The sequence below is a fragment of the Rhizobium sp. LjRoot98 genome (genome assembly GCF_964252935.1).
Lineage (GTDB): Bacteria > Pseudomonadota > Alphaproteobacteria > Rhizobiales > Rhizobiaceae > Pararhizobium.
In genome coordinates, this window is sequence record NZ_CAXUPW020000010.1 from 1 (window position 1) to 18117 (window position 18117).

Consider the following 18117-nt stretch of genomic DNA (forward strand, 5'->3'; position numbering starts at 1 on the left):
GTGCGTTAATGGCCACAAAACACAAGCGGCAATGATAACGCCACAAGCCAAAGCCCGGCAAGCGGCAGCCATGAGACACGCAGATATCAGCAAGGCTGGGTTCAACCTTTCAGGTAACCGATGACGGCATCGGCGATCATCGCCCGGTGACGGTCGATCGTGCCGGGTTCGGAGAGGTCGCGCCGGAAGATCGAGCCGAACGTATAGCGGTTGGAAACGCGGAAAAAGCAGAACGCGCTGATCATCATGTGGATGTCGATCGGATCGGCCTGGCGGGTGAAAACGCGCTGGTTGACGCCGCGCTCCAGAATGCCGGCGATCGTCTCGATGACAGAGACATTCAGGTCGCGGATTGCCTCCGAGCGCCGCATATGGGCGGCGTGGTGGATGTTTTCGATGCTGACCAGCCGGACGAAATCCGGATGCGCTTCATCATGGTCGAAGGTGGTCGAGATCAGCACCCGCAGGGCTTCCTCCGGCTCCAGATTGGAGAGCTGGAGGTCCGCTTCCAGCGTGCGGATCTTGCGGTAGGAACGCTCCAGAACGGCAAGGTAGAGTCCCTCCTTGCTGCCAAAATAATAATAAATCATGCGCTTGGACGTGCGGGTCCGCTCGGCGATGGCGTCGACGCGGCCGCCGGCGAGACCATGTGTGGAAAATTCCTCCGTCGCCACCTCGAGGATATTTTCCTGGGTGCGTTGCGGATCGTTTTTCCTGCCGTTTTCAGCCTTGCTTGCCATGCTTCGCCGCTCCCTCCCGGCGCCTCGTTCGCCCAGTCCGCGTGTCTCCAACACGGGAATCTGCATCCGGCTACCCGGTATGCCCATCAACTCATAGTCAGCTTGCAGGCCGCTTTCAATAGATGCCTATTGACATACGTACCAGTTCGTACATTTTGTAATTACGCCGAATGTCCCTGAGGAGGAGGCACCGGCACGGATATCCCGTTACGATAATGTGCAGCCGTTGCTGATGCAGCGCACGCCAAACATCGCCATCGGCGGAATCCATCTCGGGAGGACAGGCATGACACGCATTATCGAATTCTACTTTTTTGTGCTGAAGGTGATCATCGCCCTTCTGCTCGCCGCCATGGTCATTCTGGTGTTCGGTAATGTCGTGCTGCGCTATGCCTTCAACCAGGGTATCACCTCGTCCGAAGAGCTTTCCCGGGTCTTCTTCATCTGGCTGACATTCCTCGGCGCCGTCGTCGCCATGCGCGAACACGGCCATCTCGGCGTCGATTCGCTGATCAAACGCCTGCCGCTCACCGGCGCAAAGCTGGCCGTTCTGGCAGGGCAAGGGCTGATGCTTTTGGCAACCGCGCTGATGATCAGCGGCAGCTGGACCCAAATGCTGATCAACCTGCCGGCGACGATGCCGGCAACCGGCCTGTCCATGGGGTTTTTTTACGGCGCGGGCCTCGCCTTCGGAATCCCCACCTTCCTGATCATCCTCTGGGACATGTTTTGTGTCGCGACCGGCCGCATCGATGTGACCACCGCCGAACTCGTCCGTGACAGCGAAGAGCAGATGCCTCTTGAGGATCACCCAGCACCACAAGCCGTCACCGGCGCGAAGATCTGAGGAGAGCGCCATGACCCTGACAATTTTCCTCGGCGCTCTTCTCGGCCCCATGGCGCTCGGTGTGCCGATCGCATTCGCCTTGATCATCAGCGGCGTGGCGCTGATGATGTACATGGGCATTTTCGATGCCCAGATCGTCGCGCAGAACGTCATGAATGGTGCAGACAGCTTTCCGTTGATGGCCGTGCCCTTTTTTCTCCTGGCGGGCGAGGTGATGAATACTGGCGGCCTGTCGCGCCGCATCGTCAACCTTGCCATGGCGTTGGTCGGCCATGTGCGCGGCGGGCTGGGTTTCGTGGCAATTTTTGCTGCCTGCATCCTGTCCAGCCTTTCAGGTTCCGCGGTGGCGGATGCTGCAGCCCTCGGCGCACTGCTCTACCCGATGATGTTGAAATCCGGCCATGATCCGGCCCGCACTGGCGGTCTCCTGGCGTCCGCTTCAGTCATCGGTCCGATCATCCCGCCCTCGATCGGTTTCATTCTCTACGGGGTTATCGGCGGCGTATCGATCACCAAGCTCTTCCTGGCCGGGATCGTTCCGGGGTTGCTGATTGCGCTGGCGCTCTGCGTCACCTGGCTGCTGGTGGCGCGCAAGGAGCAGTTCGCGCTGCCGCCCCGGCAGAGTGGCGCAGTCCGCATGAAAGCCTTCGTCGATGCCATCTGGGCGCTGATGCTGCCGGTGATTATCGTCTTCGGCCTGAAATTCGGCGTCTTTACACCGACGGAAGCTGGCGTTGTTGCCGCCGTCTATTCGCTGTTCGTCGCCATGGTCGTCTACCGCGAACTGCCACCGTCGCGTGTGTTTCACGTCTTCGTGGCGGCAGCAAAGATCACCTCCATCGTTATGTTCCTGGTTGCCTGTGCTGCCGTCTCCGCCTGGCTGATCACGGTTGCGGATGTGCCCGGCGATCTGGTCGCGCTGCTGGAGCCGCTGATGGACAACCAGACGCTGCTTCTGATCGCCATCATGGTGCTGATCGTGCTGGTCGGCACTGCCATGGACATGACCCCGACGATCCTAATCATGACGCCCGTGCTGATGCCAGTGATCAAGCAGGCGGGCATCGACCCGGTCTATTTCGGTGTCCTGTTCATCATCAACAATTCCATCGGCTTGATCACGCCGCCTGTCGGCACGGTGCTCAATGTCATCTGCGGCGTGTCCAAGCTGTCGATGGAGGATTTGATGAAGGGTGTCATGCCCTTCCTGATCGCCGAGCTGATCGTACTTTTCCTCCTCGTTCTGTTCCCGCAGCTGGTGACCGCGCCGGTCGCATGGTTCGGGCATTGAGGCGGAGGAGCGCTTTGAAAACCATTCAACCGGCCGGGAACCACCGGCCAAAATCTGGGAGGAAAGCATGTTGAACAAGATGATGAAACTGGCATTGGGGCTCGCTCTGCCCGCCATGCTGCTGGCGGGGACTGCATCGGCTGAAATCCGCGAAACCACGCTGAAATTTGCGAGCGCCAACAACAAAGGCCATCCGCAGGTTACCGGCATGGAAAAATTTGCCGAGATCGTCAAGGAAAAGAGCGGCGGCAAGATCGACGTCAAACTGTTCCCGGGCGGTGTGCTCGGTGGCGACGTGCAGACGGTCTCGTCGCTTCAGGGCGGCGTCGTCGAGATGCTGGTGCTCAACGCCGGTATTCTCGCCAGCAACGTCAAGGCATTTGGCGCTGTCGACCTGCCATTCCTGTTCAACAGCGGCGAAGAGGCCGACAAGATCATGGACGGGCCATTCGGCAAGAGCCTGTCAGACAAGCTGCCCGACACCGGCCTCGTTGGCCTTGCCTATTGGGAATTGGGGTTCCGCAATCTCACCAACAACCGTCATCCGGTCACCAAGCTGGAAGACATCAAGGGCCTGAAGATCCGCACATTGCAATCGCCAATCCCGATCGAGCTGTTCAATGGCCTCGGCGCCAATGCCGTGCCGCTGCCTTACACTGAACTCTACACGGCGCTGGAAACCGGCACTGTGGACGGCCAGGAAAACCCGGCGGCCAACATTCTCAACGCCAAGTTTTTCGAAGTGCAGAAGTACATGACGGTGACGCGTCACCAGTATAATCCGCAGATCGTGCTGATCAGCAAGGTCTTCTGGGACAAGCTGAACGACGAGGAAAAGGCTGTCATCCAGTCGGCGGCGATCGAAGCCCGCGACTATCAGCGCACGGTCTCGCGCGAAGTGGACGCCAAAGCCATGGCCGAAATCAAGGCCACCGGCATGGAAGTTTCCGAACTCAGCCCGGAAGAGACGCAGAAGCTGCGCGATGCCGTCAAGCCGCTGGTTGACAAGTTCAGCGGCGAAATCGGCCCCGACACTGTGTCGCTGCTCTTCAAGGAGCTTGCGGCTGCCCGCGGCCAGTAATGCCTTCGCCGGCCCGCCTTGAGGTGGGCCGGCCCATCTTTTCTGACAATTACGGAACCTGCTGCAATGGTCGAAACACGTCTGAAACCCTTAAAGGCCGGCTTGATCGGTTCGGGCATCCAGGCTTCGCTGACACCGGCGATGCATATGCAGGAAGGCGCGGCGCAGGGGTTTGCCTACGATTACGCACTGATCGATCTCACCCAGCGCGGCCTGACACCGGACAGTCTGCCCGCACTTTTAAGTCAGGCCGAACAGCAAGGTTTGAGCGGTCTCAATATCACCCATCCCTGCAAGCAGCTGGTCATTCCTCATCTCGATGAACTCTCAGACGAAGCACGCGCGTTGGGCGCCGTGAACACCGTCGTCCTGAAGGGAGGCCGGCGATACGGCCACAACACCGACTGGTGGGGTTTCGCCGAAAGTTTTCGGCGCGGCTTGCCCGATGCCGATCTCAAGTCGGCAGTTCAGATCGGAGCAGGCGGCGCTGGCGTTGCCACCGCCTATGCTATTCTGTCGCTAGGCTTGAAGAACCTGACCGTGTTTGATCTGGATCCGGAAAGGGCAACTCATCTGGCGCAGTCCCTGTCGGTGCTGTTTCCCAAAGCTACGATTGAGGCATCCGGTGACCTCGCGGTGGCGATGCAATCGGCATCCGGTCTGATCCATGCGACCCCGACCGGCATGGCGAAATATCCGGGTATGCCGCTTGCGCCGGAATTGCTTTCAGCTCGCCATTGGGTGGCCGAGATCGTCTATTTTCCTTTGGAAACCGAGCTGCTGAAGACGGCAAAGCTTCGGGGATCCCGGGTGCTGAACGGCGGCGGCATGGCCGTCTTCCAGGCCGTCGGCGCGTTCAGCCTCTTCACGGGCCGCGAGCCGGATGCCTACCGGATGATGCGGCATTTCGACAATCTGACATCCGGCAGCCGGCCGAGCAAGGATCTGCAATGAAGACCTCCATCGCGACTGTATCGATCAGCGGCGAGTTGCCGGAGAAGCTGGCTGCGATTGCAAAGGCAGGCTTTGACGGTGTTGAAATCTTCGAGAATGATTTCTTGGCCTTTGATGGCAGCCCGGCGGATGTCGGGCGGATGGTACGTGATCATGGGTTGGAGATCACGCTTTTTCAGCCCTTCCGCGATTTCGAGGGCATGCCGGAACCGCATCGTACGCGCACCTTCGATCGTGCCGAGCGCAAGTTTGATATCATGCAGCAGCTCGGTACCGACCTTGTACTGGTCTGCTCTAACGTGTCGCCGGTGTCGCTCGGCGGCATCGACCGGGCCGCGGCGGACTTTCATGAACTCGGCGAGCGGGCTGCCAAGCGCGGTTTGAAGGTTGGTTACGAAGCACTTGCCTGGGGAAAACATATCTTCGACCATCGGGATGCCTGGGAAATCGTCCGGCGCGCCGACCACCCGAACATCGGCCTGATCCTCGACAGCTTCCATACCTTGTCGCGCAAGATCGATATCAATTCGATCCGCTCCATCCCCAAGGAGAAAATCTTCATCGTCCAGCTGGCAGACGCGCCGCTGATTGACATGGACCTGCTCTACTGGAGCCGCCACTTTCGCAACATGCCGGGCGAAGGCGATCTGGCGGTCACGGCCTTTACCAGCGCGATCGCTGAGACGGGCTATGATGGTTACTTCTCGCTGGAAATCTTCAATGACCAGTTCCGTGGTGGGTCTGCAAAGGCGATTGCGGCCGATGGTTACCGCTCGCTGATTACGCTTGGTGACCGCGTCCGGCGCAATCCAAATGCTTCGGGGCTTACTGTTGCCGACATGCCGGGGCGTGCGCCGGTGAAGGCCATCGGCTTCGTGGAATTCTCTGTCGATGAAACCGCTGCGACGGACCTTATCGCGCTTCTTCGCACGCTTGGCTTCCGCAACACTGCGCGGCACAGGACCAAGCAGGTGACGGTCTATAGCCAGGGCGATATCCGGTTGCTGGTCAATACCGAGTGTGCAGGCTTTGCCAATGCGTCCTATGCGGTACACGGGCCATCGGCCTATGCAGTGGCACTCATTGTGGATGATGCGCAAGAGGCTATGGCCCGGGCGGTGGCGCTTGGGGCTGAATCCTTCAGCCAGCCGGTTGGCGCTGGAGAATTGGAAGTCCCGGCCATTCGTGGGGTCGGCGGCGGGTTGATCTATCTGCTCGATGAAAAGACTGATCTTGGCCGCATTTGGGACATCGATTTCGTAGCTGTCGCGAATGAGGATGACAGCCAGCCGGCGCATCTGCGTGCCATCGATCATATCGCCCAGACTGTCGCCTATGAAGAAATGCTGACCTGGCTGTTGTTCTACACCTCGATTTTCGAGACGCAAAAGACACCGATGGTGGATATCATCGATCCGGCAGGCGTCGTGCGCAGCCAGGTCATCGAGAATGCGGCAGGTAGCTTGCGCATCACGCTCAACGGGGCGGAAAACCGGCGCACGCTTGCCGGCCACTTCATCGCCGAAACGTTCGGTTCGGGCATCCAGCATCTGGCTTTCAACACGGATGATATCTTTGCAACGGCTGCAGCGCTGAAACGGAATGGTTTCCGGCCGCTGCACATTTCGCCCAACTATTACGACGATGTCGAAGCCCGCTTCGGCCTCGAACCCGAGTTGAGCGAGCGGCTAAAGGCGGAAAACATTCTCTACGATCGCGACGAGCACGGCGAGTTCTTCCAGCTCTACAGTGGCACCTACGGCGAGGGCTTTTTCTTCGAGATCGTCGAACGGCGCGGCTATCGCGGCTATGGTGCTGCCAACGCGATCTTCCGCATCGCTGCGCTGAAGAAGCAGATCCGGCCCGATGGCATGCCGGTCATTGCAAGGGAGTGGCAAAAACACTGACCCGGATCAGGAAGCCGTCTAAGGGGCAGGAAGGACGACGTAGCCCGCGGGGTACGAGAGACCGGTCTGAAACTCGATTGAGCCGTCAGGATGTTCGCCCGATGTGGGAAAGGGCTTCGAAAAGAAGAGTGTCCGGCCGAATGCCGCACCGGTTCAAAAACCGGTCGCGGGATACTCTGTGTCAACGGCCTTACTCGGCCGCGGCCAGATACAATTTGTTCTGCGATGACGAGGCCAATGCGTGAACCCTGGCATCGGCCTTGGCGATCAGCTGGTAGAATTCATCCTGTGCTTCCACATCCAGCTGGATTACGGCATTCACCTCATCCGCTGTGTCGCAAACGCAAGCAACCGCTGAAATCGGGCAGACCCCGCCGGGATATCTCTTTCCGTTACCGCTATAGGCGCGGCGCGCCCAGCGCTCGGAATAAACCGTCTCTTCGCGCTCTAGATGCAGGATTGTCCCTTTGCAGGCGGTCACGATAGCGGCCTTGCCGTAGGCGAACCAGTGGTAGTTCAGCCTGCGCAGAATATATTTTCCAGTAATGTCTTCGCCGGAAAGTTCAGCCGGGTCTTGTATCATTCTAATCATGATCGCTTCCTTGACGTGGGAGCAATATCCTTCATGCGCATGCGCGCGGCAAGTCAAAAACAGCTGATTTCGGAAGCACTTAGTCACAAAGTGTTTCCGTTTCTTACATTGGTGCCGGAGTATATTGCTGCTCGCCAAGGCGCAAAAGCGCGCGAAAATCGGTCTTGTCTCAGCTTTTGCCTGATCGGATATGTCCTGTGAGGACGTAGTTGCCATGGACATTCGCAGACGCGAACGGTGAGAAACGCTGGCGCTTACGCTGGTCGTTGCTCACGGGAACATGCGGCCGGTTGGGTTCTTTATGAGGCAGTGAAAACAGCTGAAATCTGATAGTGAAGTGGCCGCGCGCGATGCGTTGCAGATTCGCTCGGATATCGTTCGCCGAAGAGGATCGCGGAAGCACTACTAACCGAGGATAGAAGAGGCTCATGGCCCCGTCTGACAAGAAACTGCATTTTGGCCGTATCATCTCCGAGTTGCCTTCGCTGATAAAGCTGTCTGTCCCGCTGGTCCTCGGACTATCGGCAAGCTCGCTGATTGGCATCACTGACACGATCATGCTGTCGCCGCTTGGAACCGAGGTTCTGGCCATCGTCTCGCTCGTCATGGCGGTTCATATGCTGCTGACGGCGATGCTTTACGGGGTGATTTCGGTTGTCGGCATATCGATGGCCAGCGGCTTTGGGGCGAAAGATGCCCGGATGGTCAGCTCGGCTGTCCGTCATGGCATGATGACGGCGCTGATATGCGGCGCTCTGGCGGCCACGATCATGTTGGCGCTGATGCCGATTGTGCGGGTAATGGGCCTGCCGGAGACGCAGGCGTGGCTTTATTGGGTGCCGATGGCGCTGTTCATGCTGCCCTTTTCGGTCTTTCTGGTGCTGAAGTCCCTGCTTGACGCCACGGACCGGCCTTGGCTGGCGGTCGGGTTTGCATTCTTCGGCGTCGCGATCAATGTGCCGCTGAACTATCTGCTGATTTACGGTCTCGGCCCCATACCGGCTCTTGGCATTCTCGGCTCGGGTATCGCCAGTGTTCTGGCTGAGACGATCGCCCTTGCCGCTGCCTATCTCTATTGGCGCCGGGCATTGGCGATGCGCCGTTTCCGCTTGCGGGCGGTGGTCACGGGCAAAGGTGTCTGGCAGCAATTCTTACAGGGGTTGCCGCTGGGGATCAGTTATCTCGCCGAGGCCGGGGCCGTCGCAATGGCAACCTTCATGCTCGGCTGGTTTGGCGCAGGCGCGCTCGCCGCCAACCAGATCGTCAACTCGATTGGCGCGACCCTTTACATGCTGCCGCTCGGAATGGCGACTGCCGTTGCTATCCGCATCGCACAGGCCGATGGCTCGGGGCAGCCGGAACGGCTCCGGCCTATCGGCATGGCAACCTTTGGCTTTGTGGCGCTGTGGATGCTGGCCACCACGGTTGCGCTGATCTTTGCGGGCCGCTCCATTGCCGAATTGCTGAGCAAGGACCCGCCTGTTGTCGCACTGGCGTCCAGCATGTTTATCGTGGTCGCGCTAATGCAGGTGGTGGATGGATTGCAGTCCACCGGGCTGGGGGCTCTGCGTGGGCTGAACGACACCAAGTGGCCGTCTGCTGTGTCCATCGTTTCCTATTGGCTGCTGGCCCTGCCCCTGGGTTATTTCCTGGCCTTTCACACGTCCGTAGGCCCCCTGGGCGTGTGGATTGGATTTGCCGCTGGTCTTTCCATGAGTGCCATCATTCTGCCAGCACGGTTTTTCCGGCTTGTGCGGATACGAGAAGACAACGCGTAGGCGACAGGCGGCATCCTCACCCATTCAAAGGCTTCCTGCCCGTCGCATCGCCGTGACTTCCAGGCCGGCAAGGCCGATGTTTGAAGGGATGGACGGATCCCATGAAGCGATTGTGCAAGCGGCTCAGTCCCCGGCGCTGACCACTATCTGTAGCTCAATTCGCATTTGCACCTTGAGCGCCGCGACATGTTTGCCGGTACGGCGCTCTGCTCCAGAGAAGAACCACCTTGAAGCCGAGCCGAAGATTCATCCATATTGAATATTCAAGTGACTTGATTGCGATGAAAGGGAAGTGGTATTCGTGAGCTTGGTCACGACGGGCAAGCCGGTAGATGGTTCCCTCGTGAAAATATCCGAGTGTTCCCGCTCCTAGCAATAGAAGACAAAAATCGCATGAAAAAAGGGCTTGATTTGACGGCGGCAAATCACATCGATGACGATGCTCAAACCGCCAATCCAGTCCGTCTGGGCATCCGCCTACGGCTTGCACGGCAAACCAGGGGTATGACGCTGAAGGCACTTTCCGACGCAGCCAATTGCTCGGAAAGCCTGTTGTCAAAGATTGAAAACGGCAAGGCATCGCCGTCTCTGCCGATGCTGCACCGTCTGGTTGGCGCACTGGATACCAATATTGGCTGGATGTTCGAGGAGTCCGATGGAGAGGAAGGAATCATCTTCCGCGCCGGTACGCGGCCGCTGATCGCGCTTGACCCTTTGCGTCGCGGCGAGGGGATTTCGCTGGAGCGGATCATTCCCTATTCGGCCGGGCATCTGCTTCAGTGCAATATCCATCACATCGAGGAGAAGGGTGAAAGCGCCGGTCCCATCCAGCATGCCGGAGAAGAGGTCGGGTATCTGCTTGCCGGTGAAATAGAACTGATTGTCGACGGCAAGAGCTTCATGCTTGCGACCGGCGATGCCTTCGTCTTCAATTCCGAACTGCCGCACCACTATCGCAATACCGGCCGTGAGCGCGCCAGCATCTTCTGGGTCAATACACCAGCCACATTCTGAGTAAGTTCCCCTCGAAAAGTTAAATTCAAGAGACTTGACAAAAATTCAAGTCTCTTGAATTATATCCTGGCGCTCAAGCGCTTGATGAGCCCGGCTACGGGCCTTTCCGAAAACAAGGGGAACCCGAATGCGCCTATCCAAACTTTTGATCCGCAGCACTGCCGCCGTCGTCATGACGTTGGCTGTCGGTGTCGCTTCCGCCAGCGCAGATACATTTGCGCTCGTCACCATCAATCAGCAGGCCCTGTTCTTCAACCAGATCAATGACGGTGCGCAGAAAGCTGCGGATGCTGCCGGTGCCAAGCTGGTGATCTTCAACGCCAACAACGTGCCTGCCGCACAGAACGACGCGATCGAAAACTACATCACCCAGAAGGTCGATGGCATCATTCTCGTCGCCATCGACGTCAATGGCGTGAAACCTGCCATTACAGCGGCCAAGACTGCCAGCATTCCGGTCATCGCCATCGATGCACAAATCCCGGAAGGCGATAACATTTCCTTTATCGGCGTCGACAATGCCAAAGCTGGCGAAGACATTGGCAAGTACTTTTCCGAATACGTAAAGACGGAGATGTCCGGCACGGCCAAGACCGGTATTATCGGTGCGCTCAATTCCTTCATTCAGAACCAGCGGCTTGACGGCTTCAAGAAGGCTGTGACCGATAGCGGTCAGGCTGTTACCTTCCTCGACACCGTTGACGGCCAGAACCAGCAGGACATTGCGCTGGGTGCTGCCGAGAACCTGATGACCGCCAACCCCGACATGACAACGATCTACGCAACCGGCGAGCCGCAGTTGATCGGTGCCGTTTCGGCTGTCGAAAGCCAGGGCCGCCAGAAGGACGTCAAGATCTTCGGCTGGGACCTGACCGCGCAAGCCGTCAAGGGCATCGAAGAAGGCTGGGTTACCGCCGTCGTTCAGCAGGACCCTGCCGGCGAAGGCAAGGCTGCCGTCGAAGCGCTGGTCAAGCTGAAGAAAGGCGAAACCATCGAGCCGATCATCAATGTTCCGGTGACGATCGTGACCAAGGAGAACGTTGCCCAGTTCAAGGACATGTTCAAGTAAGGGTTTTTCCCGCATCATCCCGCATGGCCGGTTTGAGGAAGCTGGCCATGCCCGTTCAGGCAATCGGGAGAACCCATCATGACCGACGGCACACCTTACCGCGTCCGGATGACCGGTATTTCGAAACGTTATAATCCTATTCAGACGCTGGACAATGTCTCGCTGACGCTGAAGCCCGGCGAGGTCCTTGGACTGGTCGGAGACAATGGCGCCGGCAAGTCGACGCTGAGCAAGGTGCTCTCAGGCGCCGTCATTCCAGACAGCGGCACCATCGAGATCGACGGCAAGGCCGTTTCCTTTTCATCGCCAGCCGATGCACGCGCCGCTCATGTCGAGATGGTCTATCAGGACCTGTCTCTCTGCGACACGGTGGATGTGGCCGGCAATCTGTTCCTTGGCCGCGAACCGCGCCGCCGCATTCTCGGCGTACCGTTTCTCGATAACAAGAAGATGCACGGGCTTACCCGCGAGATGCTCGATCGTCTCGGCATCGTCATTGCCGATACCCGGTTGAAGGTCGAAAACCTGTCGGGCGGCCAACGTCAATCAATCGCCATCGGCCGCGCGGCTTCGTTCGAACCCAAGGTTCTCATCATGGACGAGCCGACGGCAGCGCTTGCCGTGGCGGAAGTCGAAGCCGTGCTGGAGTTGATCCGAACGGTTAGCGCCCGCGGTGTCAGCGTCATTCTGATTACCCACCGCCTGCAGGACCTGTTCCTGGTCTGCGATCGCATCCAGGTCATGTACGAAGGCCGCAATGTCGCCGAACGGCTGATCAGTGAGACCAGCATCGAGGAAGTCGTCAACCTGATCGTCGGGCGCAAATTTTCAGCCCGTTCCGCCCGGCACGGCAACGAAACCGGAGTTTCCGCATGAGCATGCCTTCAACCCAAACCGGGCATGCCGGTTCTCACGTCTCACCGTCCCGCCTGCGCAAGGCAACACTTTGGGACAAGCTGCTGGCCAACGGCAGCGTCGTGTCGATCGCCCTGTTCTTTCTCGTCGTCTGCGTTGTCTTTTCGGTCATCACCGATGCCTTCCTGACCGCGCCGAACTTGCTGAACATCATCCGCCAGTCGGCGCCGCTCTTGATCGTCGCTGCCGCCATGACCTTCGTCATCACCACCGGCGGCATCGACTTGTCGGTCGGCTCGGTGCTGGCGCTGGTTGCCACGCTGTCGGCAACGGCATTGCAGGCGGGGCTCGCATGGCCACTGGTCATTCTCCTGATGCTGTTGCTTGGGGTCATCATTGGCGCCATCCACGGCTTCTTCATTGCTTATGAGCGTATTCCGGCCTTCATCGTCACGCTGGCGGGGCTTTCGGTCATCCGTGGTCTGGCGCTGCTGATTACCGGCGGCTATTCTATCCCGGTCGATCCGGCGAGCTTTTTCACCGTCATCGGCAGGTCCTGGTTCCTCGGCGTTCCCGTGCCGGCGCTGATCGCCCTTGTGGTCCTGCTGATCGCCTATATCGTCTTCAACGAAACTCCATTTGGCCGCTATGTCACCGGCATTGGTGCCAATGCCGAAGCGGTGCGCCGTGCAGGCATCGACACACGATTTACCACGATGTTCGTCTATATCCTCTCCAGCACAGCCGCGGCACTGGCCGGGATCATCGTCACCGCCCGCCTCGGTTCGGGATCGTCCAACGCAGGGCAGGGTTTCGAGCTTGAAGTCATCGCGGCCGTGGTGCTTGGCGGCACCAGCCTCTTCGGCGGGCGGGGGACTGTTGTCGGTACGGTTCTTGGCGCTCTGACCGTTGCGGTCATCGCCAATGGTTTGATCCTTGCCCATATGTCGCCGTTCCTGACGCCGATCGTTACGGGCACGATCATCCTGATTGCGGTCTGGCTCAACTTCCGTCTCTTCCGCGGCGCTGTCCGGGGCAAGTAAGATGGATCATCTGTTTGAGACAACGCCCAGAGAGCGGGCGGAGATTGGTGTCAGAACGGGAACGGTGATGACGGTTCTCGGGCCGGTGCCGGTTACCGGGATGGGCATTACCCTGATGCACGAGCACATCCTGCTCGATGGCGCCAAGTCCTGGCGCTGCCCCTGCCATCCGGAGGCTCAAGCCGTCGGCGAGCAGAAGGTTAGCATGGAGATCATCGGCGAATTGCGGATGAACCCCTACATGAACCGAGACAACGTTTCGCTTGATGACAGCGATCTGGCATTGTCGGAGTTGAAGCGGTTTCAGGCATTGGGCGGCCACACGGTCGTCGATACCACCAATATCGGTATTGGCCGCGAGCCTGCCAAGCTTGCCCGCATCGCGAAAATGTCCGGTCTCAAGATCGTCATGGGTACCGGCTTCTACCTCGAATTCAGCCATCCGGACTGGTTCAAAGCCATGGATGTCGACGAGGTCACCGAGTTCATCGTCAATGATGTCGGTGGCGGTGTAAGCCAGCCGGAGGTTATGGCGGGTGTCATCGGCGAAATCGGCGTCAGCAAGGATTTTACCTCCGAAGAGCGCAAATCCTTGCGCGCAGCGGCCCGCGCTTCCAGACTGACCGGCGTGCCGCTCTCCATCCATCTGCCCGGCTGGGAGCGGCTGGCGCATGAGGTTCTTGATATCGTCGAGGAGGAGGGGGCTGACCTGCGCCATACAGTTCTCTGCCACATGAACCCCAGCCATGACGATCTGCCCTATCAGAAGGCGCTGGCCGAGCGCGGGGCCTTTCTGGAATACGATATGATCGGCATGGACTTCTATTATGCCGATCAGGACGCCCAGTCGCCGTCCGACGAGCAGAACGCCCGCGCGATCCGTTCGCTGATCGATATGGGTTACGGCGACCGCGTTCTGCTCTCGCAGGACGTGTTCTTGAAAATCATGCTCACCCGTTACGGCGGCTTCGGCTACGGCTTCATCCTGAAGCATTTCCTGCCGCGCCTGAAGCGTCACGGGGTTGATCAGGCTGCCATCGACCGAATGCTGATCGACAATCCGAAATCCGTTTTCTCCAGTGTTCTCTGAGCGCTGACAATAAAGTCCAAGGAGTTTTCATGTCCAAGTCCAAAGTCCTTCTCGCCGGCGAGTCCTGGGTTTCCACCGCCACCCACATCAAGGGGTTCGACCAGTTCCCGACGGTCACCTATCACACGGGCGCCGACGAGCTGCTCGCCGCGCTGAAGGACAGCCCGTTTGATGTTCAGTTCATGCCCGCCCACGAGGCCCAGCGTGATTTCCCGCAATCGCTGGAAGCGCTGTCCGCCTATGATGCAATCATCCTGTCGGATATCGGGGCCAACACGCTGCTGTTGCATCCCGACACCTGGATCCACTCGAAGACCACACCGAACCGTCTTCGCCTGCTGCGCGAATATGTGCGCAACGGTGGCGCCCTTCTGATGTTCGGCGGCTACTACAGCTTCCAAGGCATCAACGGTGGCGCTCGCTACCACCGGACGCCGGTCGAAGAAGTACTTCCCGTTTCCTGCCTTTCCGTCGATGACCGTATCGAGGTTCCGGAAGGCTTTGCGCCTGTTGTCACCGGCAAGGAAAGCCATCCGATCCTCAAGGGGCTTGGCACGGACTGGCCGGTCCTGCTCGGTTATAATGAAGTGACGGTCAAGGACGGCGCCGAGGTTCTGGCAACAGTCTCGACGGAGTACGGTTCGCAGCCGCTGCTGGTAACCGGCACCTACGGCAAGGGCCGCACCGTGGCCTGGACCTCCGACGTCGGCCCGCATTGGCTGCCGTCGAGCTTCATCGCCTGGCCGGGTTACAAGACGTTGTTCGAACAGATGCTTGCCTGGGCAACGGCGAAAGCCTGAGCCATGCGCGTCCATGTCGTCGGCAATACCTGCATCGACACGACTTTCCGTCTCGACCGCCTTCCGCAAGCGGGCGAGACGTTAAATGCGGTGAGCCATGCCGACGGCCTCGGCGGCAAGGGCGCCAATCAGGCTGTAGCCGCAGCACGCACCGGCGCACCTGTCACGCTCTGGGCCGCAATCGGCACGGATGCCAATGGCGCCTGGATCCGCGAGACGCTGGCAGGCGAGATTGCTATCGCCTGCCTGACGGAATTCGATCTGCCGACCGACCGCTCGACCGTTGCCGTCGATGCTGTCGGTGAAAATATCATCCTGAGCGGTGTCTCCTGTGCTCTGGCATTTGATCCTCTCGCGCAGACCAAACTGCTCGATACGATCGCGCCGGGCGACGTGCTGGTCGTGCAGGGCAATCTTGCGGGTGCAGTGACCGGCGCCTGCCTGCAGGCTGTACGGGCCAAAGGTCTCACGACAATCTTGAATGCCAGCCCGCTGGCGGCGGGTGAGCAGCCCGAGTTCACAAACGTGGATTTCGTCATTGTCAACGAAGGGGAAGCTCAAGCCATCTCCGGCTCTCGCGAACCGGCTCGTGCTGCCGCTAAAATCATCGAATCCGGCGCGCGCCGGGTGATCGTCACCCTGGGCTCCAGAGGCTGCCTTCTTCTGACCGGCATCAACGCGGCTGCGGTCTATATCGAAGCTCCGAAGGTTTCGGCGGTCGATACCAGCGGCGCCGGCGATGTGCTGTGCGGCATCTTTGCAGGATGCTTGGCAAAGGGAATTGATCCACTGCGTGCCATCCGCATCGCAGTTGAATCATCCGCGCTGGCGGTAACACGGGCTGGAACGCTTTCCTCCTGTCCAACGGCCAAAGAACTATCAGCTCTCATCAAAACATTAGAAACGGAACACCCATGACACAGTCCTCAAAGCCAGTCGGTCCTGCCACCGGCAATGCGATTACGTCCCTCTTCGGCCGTAGCAAAGCTGTCATCGGCGTCGTGCACCTCGCACCTCTACCGGGTGCCCCGCGTTACAATGGTGAAGCCATCGAGGACATCTACAGCCAAGGCCTGGAGGATGCCCGCGCCTACCTCGAAGGTGGCTGCGATGGTGTCATCGTCGAAAACCACGGCGACATTCCCTTTTCCAAACCGGATGATATCGGCCCCGAAACCGCCGCCTATATGTCGGTAATATCAGATCGTATCCGCCGCGAACTCGGCCGCCCGATCGGCATCAACGTCCTGGCCAACGCAGCCATTCCGGCGCTTGCCATCGCCGGTGCCAGCGGTGCCGGCTTCGTGCGTGTCAACCAGTGGGCTAATGCCTATGTCGCCAATGAAGGATTTATCGAAGGCGAAGCGGCCCGCGCCATGCGCTACCGTGCAAAGCTTCGCGCCAACGGCATAAGGATCTTTGCCGATGCCCATGTGAAGCATGGAGCACACGCGATCGTCGCCGACCGGCCGGTGGAAGAACAGGTCAAGGATCTCGTATTCTTCGATGCCGATGCGGTGATTGCCACTGGCCAGCGGACCGGCCATGCGGCCGATCTCAATTATATCCGGCTGATCAAGGAAGCGGCTGGCCTGCCGACGCTGGTCGGCAGTGGTGTCACGCCGGACAATGCCCGCGATATCCTCGATATTGTCGATGGCGTGATTGTCGCAAGCTCGCTGAAATATGACGGCGTCTGGTGGAACAAGGTTGAGAAAGCGCGGGTTACTGCCTTCATTGCCGGGCTGAAGAAATGAAACCTTCGGTGGAGATCAACGGTGCGCGTCTGCTGAAGAGGCTTGATGACTTCGCAGCAATCGGCGCCACGCCCGCAGGCGGCGTCAACCGACAGGCGCTTGGTCCGCAAGACCAGGCCGCTCGTGCGCTTTTGGCGGACCTTGCCCTGGCACGGGGGTTTCGTGTCTTTCAGGACCCGTTGGCTAATCTGTTTGTTCGCCGGGCCGGCAAGAATGAGCACCTGCCGCCCTTTCTGATCGGCAGCCATCTTGACAGCCAGCCGACGGGCGGCCGTTATGACGGCGCACTCGGAACGCTTGCTGCCTTTGAAGTTTTGGAGGCGCTGGACGATGCTGGCATAGAAACGCACGTGCCGATTGAAGTCGTTGCTTGGACCAATGAAGAAGGCAGCCGTTTTGCTCCGGGCGCCATGGGCTCGATGGCATTTTCATTGGGCCACATTCCAGGAGATTGGGACGACATCAAGGGGACCGATGGGGTGCTGTGGCGTGACGCACTGGCCGCGACCCTTGTGAACCTGCCTGCAGCGGAAACGCGGCCGCTTGGATTTCCTATTGCCGGCTACCTCGAACTTCACATCGAACAGGGGCCTTCCCTGGAAAAGGAAGATATCCCGATCGGGATTGTCACAGGTGTTCAGGGAACGCGTTGGTTCGAGATTACGATTTCGGGGCAGGCAGCGCACGCTGGCACAACACAATTGTCGTTCCGCCGCGATCCCATGGTGGCCGCCAACGCGGCCCTGCACAGCCTCTATGCGACCATCATGCCCGAGGATGAAAACGCCCGCTTCACTGTGGGCAGGATCGCCGCCTATCCCGGCTCCGTCAATGCCATTGCAGGTTCTGTCAGCCTCAGCGTCGATCTGCGCCATCCTAGTTCCGGTAACCTCGACGCGATCGAGGCGCGCATTGTGAGGGCCTTTCAGGCTTCAGCTTTGGCGAACGGCTGCACGGTCGATATTCGCAAGACATTCGATATGAGCCCAGCTCAGTTCTCCGAGCCTTTGATCAACAGCGTAGAACACGCTGCCCGCCATCTCGGACTAGCGGCCAAGCACATGGTTTCGGGCGCCTTTCATGATGCGCTTTATATCGCGCGCATTGCCCCGGCCACCATGATTTTTGTGCCTTGCAGAGATGGTTTGAGCCACAATGAGGCGGAGTATGTCGAGCCGGAACATTGCATTGCGGGCGCTCAGATGCTGCTTCAATCCACGCTGGAAGTGACAGGTACGGTCGTCATCGATCGATAATGCTGGCTATCTTCCTCGATTTGAAAACAGCGGGCGACCTTGC

At 59.1% G+C, this 18117-nt stretch carries 17 protein-coding genes; 15 read left to right on the plus strand and 2 right to left on the minus strand.

Annotated elements, in window-relative coordinates; translation table 11 throughout:
- Positions 1 to 101: 101 nt before the first annotated feature.
- Positions 102 to 740 (minus strand): TetR/AcrR family transcriptional regulator, encoded by a 639-nt coding sequence (locus ACSQ3J_RS24415; RefSeq protein WP_436040541.1) that lies wholly within the window; start codon positions 738 to 740, stop codon positions 102 to 104.
- A 286-nt stretch (positions 741 to 1026) separates the two neighbouring features.
- Here ACSQ3J_RS24415 and ACSQ3J_RS24420 point away from each other — a divergent pair, with 286 nt between their 5' ends.
- From ACSQ3J_RS24420 to ACSQ3J_RS24440, 5 genes are all read left to right on the plus strand, one after another.
- Positions 1027 to 1587 (plus strand): TRAP transporter small permease, encoded by a 561-nt coding sequence (locus tag ACSQ3J_RS24420; RefSeq protein WP_060503177.1) that lies wholly within the window; start codon positions 1027 to 1029, stop codon positions 1585 to 1587.
- Positions 1588 to 1597: 10 nt separating this feature from the next.
- Positions 1598 to 2878 (plus strand): TRAP transporter large permease, encoded by a 1281-nt coding sequence (locus tag ACSQ3J_RS24425; protein ID WP_060503154.1) that lies wholly within the window; start codon positions 1598 to 1600, stop codon positions 2876 to 2878.
- A 67-nt stretch (positions 2879 to 2945) separates the two neighbouring features.
- Positions 2946 to 3959 (plus strand): TRAP transporter substrate-binding protein, encoded by a 1014-nt coding sequence (locus tag ACSQ3J_RS24430; protein ID WP_060503153.1) that lies wholly within the window; start codon positions 2946 to 2948, stop codon positions 3957 to 3959.
- Positions 3960 to 4025: 66 nt separating this feature from the next.
- Positions 4026 to 4913, plus strand: coding sequence for a shikimate dehydrogenase (locus ACSQ3J_RS24435; RefSeq protein ID WP_060503152.1), 888 nt, complete (start codon positions 4026 to 4028; stop codon positions 4911 to 4913).
- Positions 4910 to 6820: a bifunctional sugar phosphate isomerase/epimerase/4-hydroxyphenylpyruvate dioxygenase family protein gene (locus ACSQ3J_RS24440; protein WP_436040542.1), complete on the plus strand. Its 1911-nt coding sequence runs from the start codon at positions 4910 to 4912 to the stop codon at positions 6818 to 6820. Before ACSQ3J_RS24435 ends, ACSQ3J_RS24440 begins: the two co-directional genes overlap by 4 nt.
- Before the next feature lie 190 nt (positions 6821 to 7010).
- Here ACSQ3J_RS24440 and ACSQ3J_RS24445 read toward each other — a convergent pair whose 3' ends face one another.
- Positions 7011 to 7412, minus strand: a complete 402-nt coding sequence (locus tag ACSQ3J_RS24445) for a hypothetical protein (RefSeq protein WP_060503150.1) — start codon at positions 7410 to 7412, stop codon at positions 7011 to 7013.
- A 428-nt stretch (positions 7413 to 7840) separates the two neighbouring features.
- On the opposite strand from ACSQ3J_RS24445, the gene ACSQ3J_RS24450 reads away from it, so the two are divergent.
- The 10 genes from ACSQ3J_RS24450 (at position 7841) to ACSQ3J_RS24495 (ending at position 18074) form a co-directional block, all read left to right on the plus strand.
- Positions 7841 to 9190 carry an MATE family efflux transporter gene (locus ACSQ3J_RS24450; protein WP_060503149.1) on the plus strand — a complete coding sequence of 450 codons (1350 nt, stop codon included), beginning with the start codon at positions 7841 to 7843 and terminating at the stop codon, positions 9188 to 9190.
- Between the two features lie 504 nt (positions 9191 to 9694).
- Positions 9695 to 10204 (plus strand): helix-turn-helix domain-containing protein, encoded by a 510-nt coding sequence (locus tag ACSQ3J_RS24455; protein WP_436040571.1) that lies wholly within the window; start codon positions 9695 to 9697, stop codon positions 10202 to 10204.
- Positions 10205 to 10331: 127 nt separating this feature from the next.
- Positions 10332 to 11273: an ABC transporter substrate-binding protein gene (locus ACSQ3J_RS24460; protein ID WP_060503147.1), complete on the plus strand. Its 942-nt coding sequence runs from the start codon at positions 10332 to 10334 to the stop codon at positions 11271 to 11273.
- Positions 11274 to 11351: 78 nt separating this feature from the next.
- A complete protein-coding gene (locus tag ACSQ3J_RS24465) occupies positions 11352 to 12149 on the plus strand; it encodes an ATP-binding cassette domain-containing protein (RefSeq protein WP_060503146.1) in 798 nt (265 codons plus the stop codon).
- 2 nt (positions 12150 to 12151) lie between these two features.
- Positions 12152 to 13171 carry an ABC transporter permease gene (locus tag ACSQ3J_RS24470; RefSeq protein ID WP_436040572.1) on the plus strand — a complete coding sequence of 340 codons (1020 nt, stop codon included), beginning with the start codon at positions 12152 to 12154 and terminating at the stop codon, positions 13169 to 13171.
- A gap of 1 nt (position 13172) precedes the next feature.
- Positions 13173 to 14261, plus strand: coding sequence for a phosphotriesterase family protein (locus ACSQ3J_RS24475; RefSeq protein WP_060503144.1), 1089 nt, complete (start codon positions 13173 to 13175; stop codon positions 14259 to 14261).
- A gap of 29 nt (positions 14262 to 14290) precedes the next feature.
- Positions 14291 to 15061 carry a glutamine amidotransferase gene (locus tag ACSQ3J_RS24480; RefSeq protein WP_060503143.1) on the plus strand — a complete coding sequence of 257 codons (771 nt, stop codon included), beginning with the start codon at positions 14291 to 14293 and terminating at the stop codon, positions 15059 to 15061.
- A 3-nt stretch (positions 15062 to 15064) separates the two neighbouring features.
- On the plus strand, positions 15065 to 15979 hold the full coding sequence (locus tag ACSQ3J_RS24485; RefSeq protein WP_060503142.1) for a ribokinase: 915 nt from the start codon (positions 15065 to 15067) through the stop codon (positions 15977 to 15979).
- Positions 15976 to 16818: a BtpA/SgcQ family protein gene (locus tag ACSQ3J_RS24490; protein ID WP_060503141.1), complete on the plus strand. Its 843-nt coding sequence runs from the start codon at positions 15976 to 15978 to the stop codon at positions 16816 to 16818. Before ACSQ3J_RS24485 ends, ACSQ3J_RS24490 begins: the two co-directional genes overlap by 4 nt.
- Positions 16815 to 18074, plus strand: a complete 1260-nt coding sequence (locus ACSQ3J_RS24495; protein ID WP_436040543.1) for a Zn-dependent hydrolase — start codon at positions 16815 to 16817, stop codon at positions 18072 to 18074. The genes ACSQ3J_RS24490 and ACSQ3J_RS24495 overlap by 4 nt, the downstream gene beginning before the upstream one ends.
- The last annotated feature ends 43 nt before the right edge of the window (positions 18075 to 18117 follow it).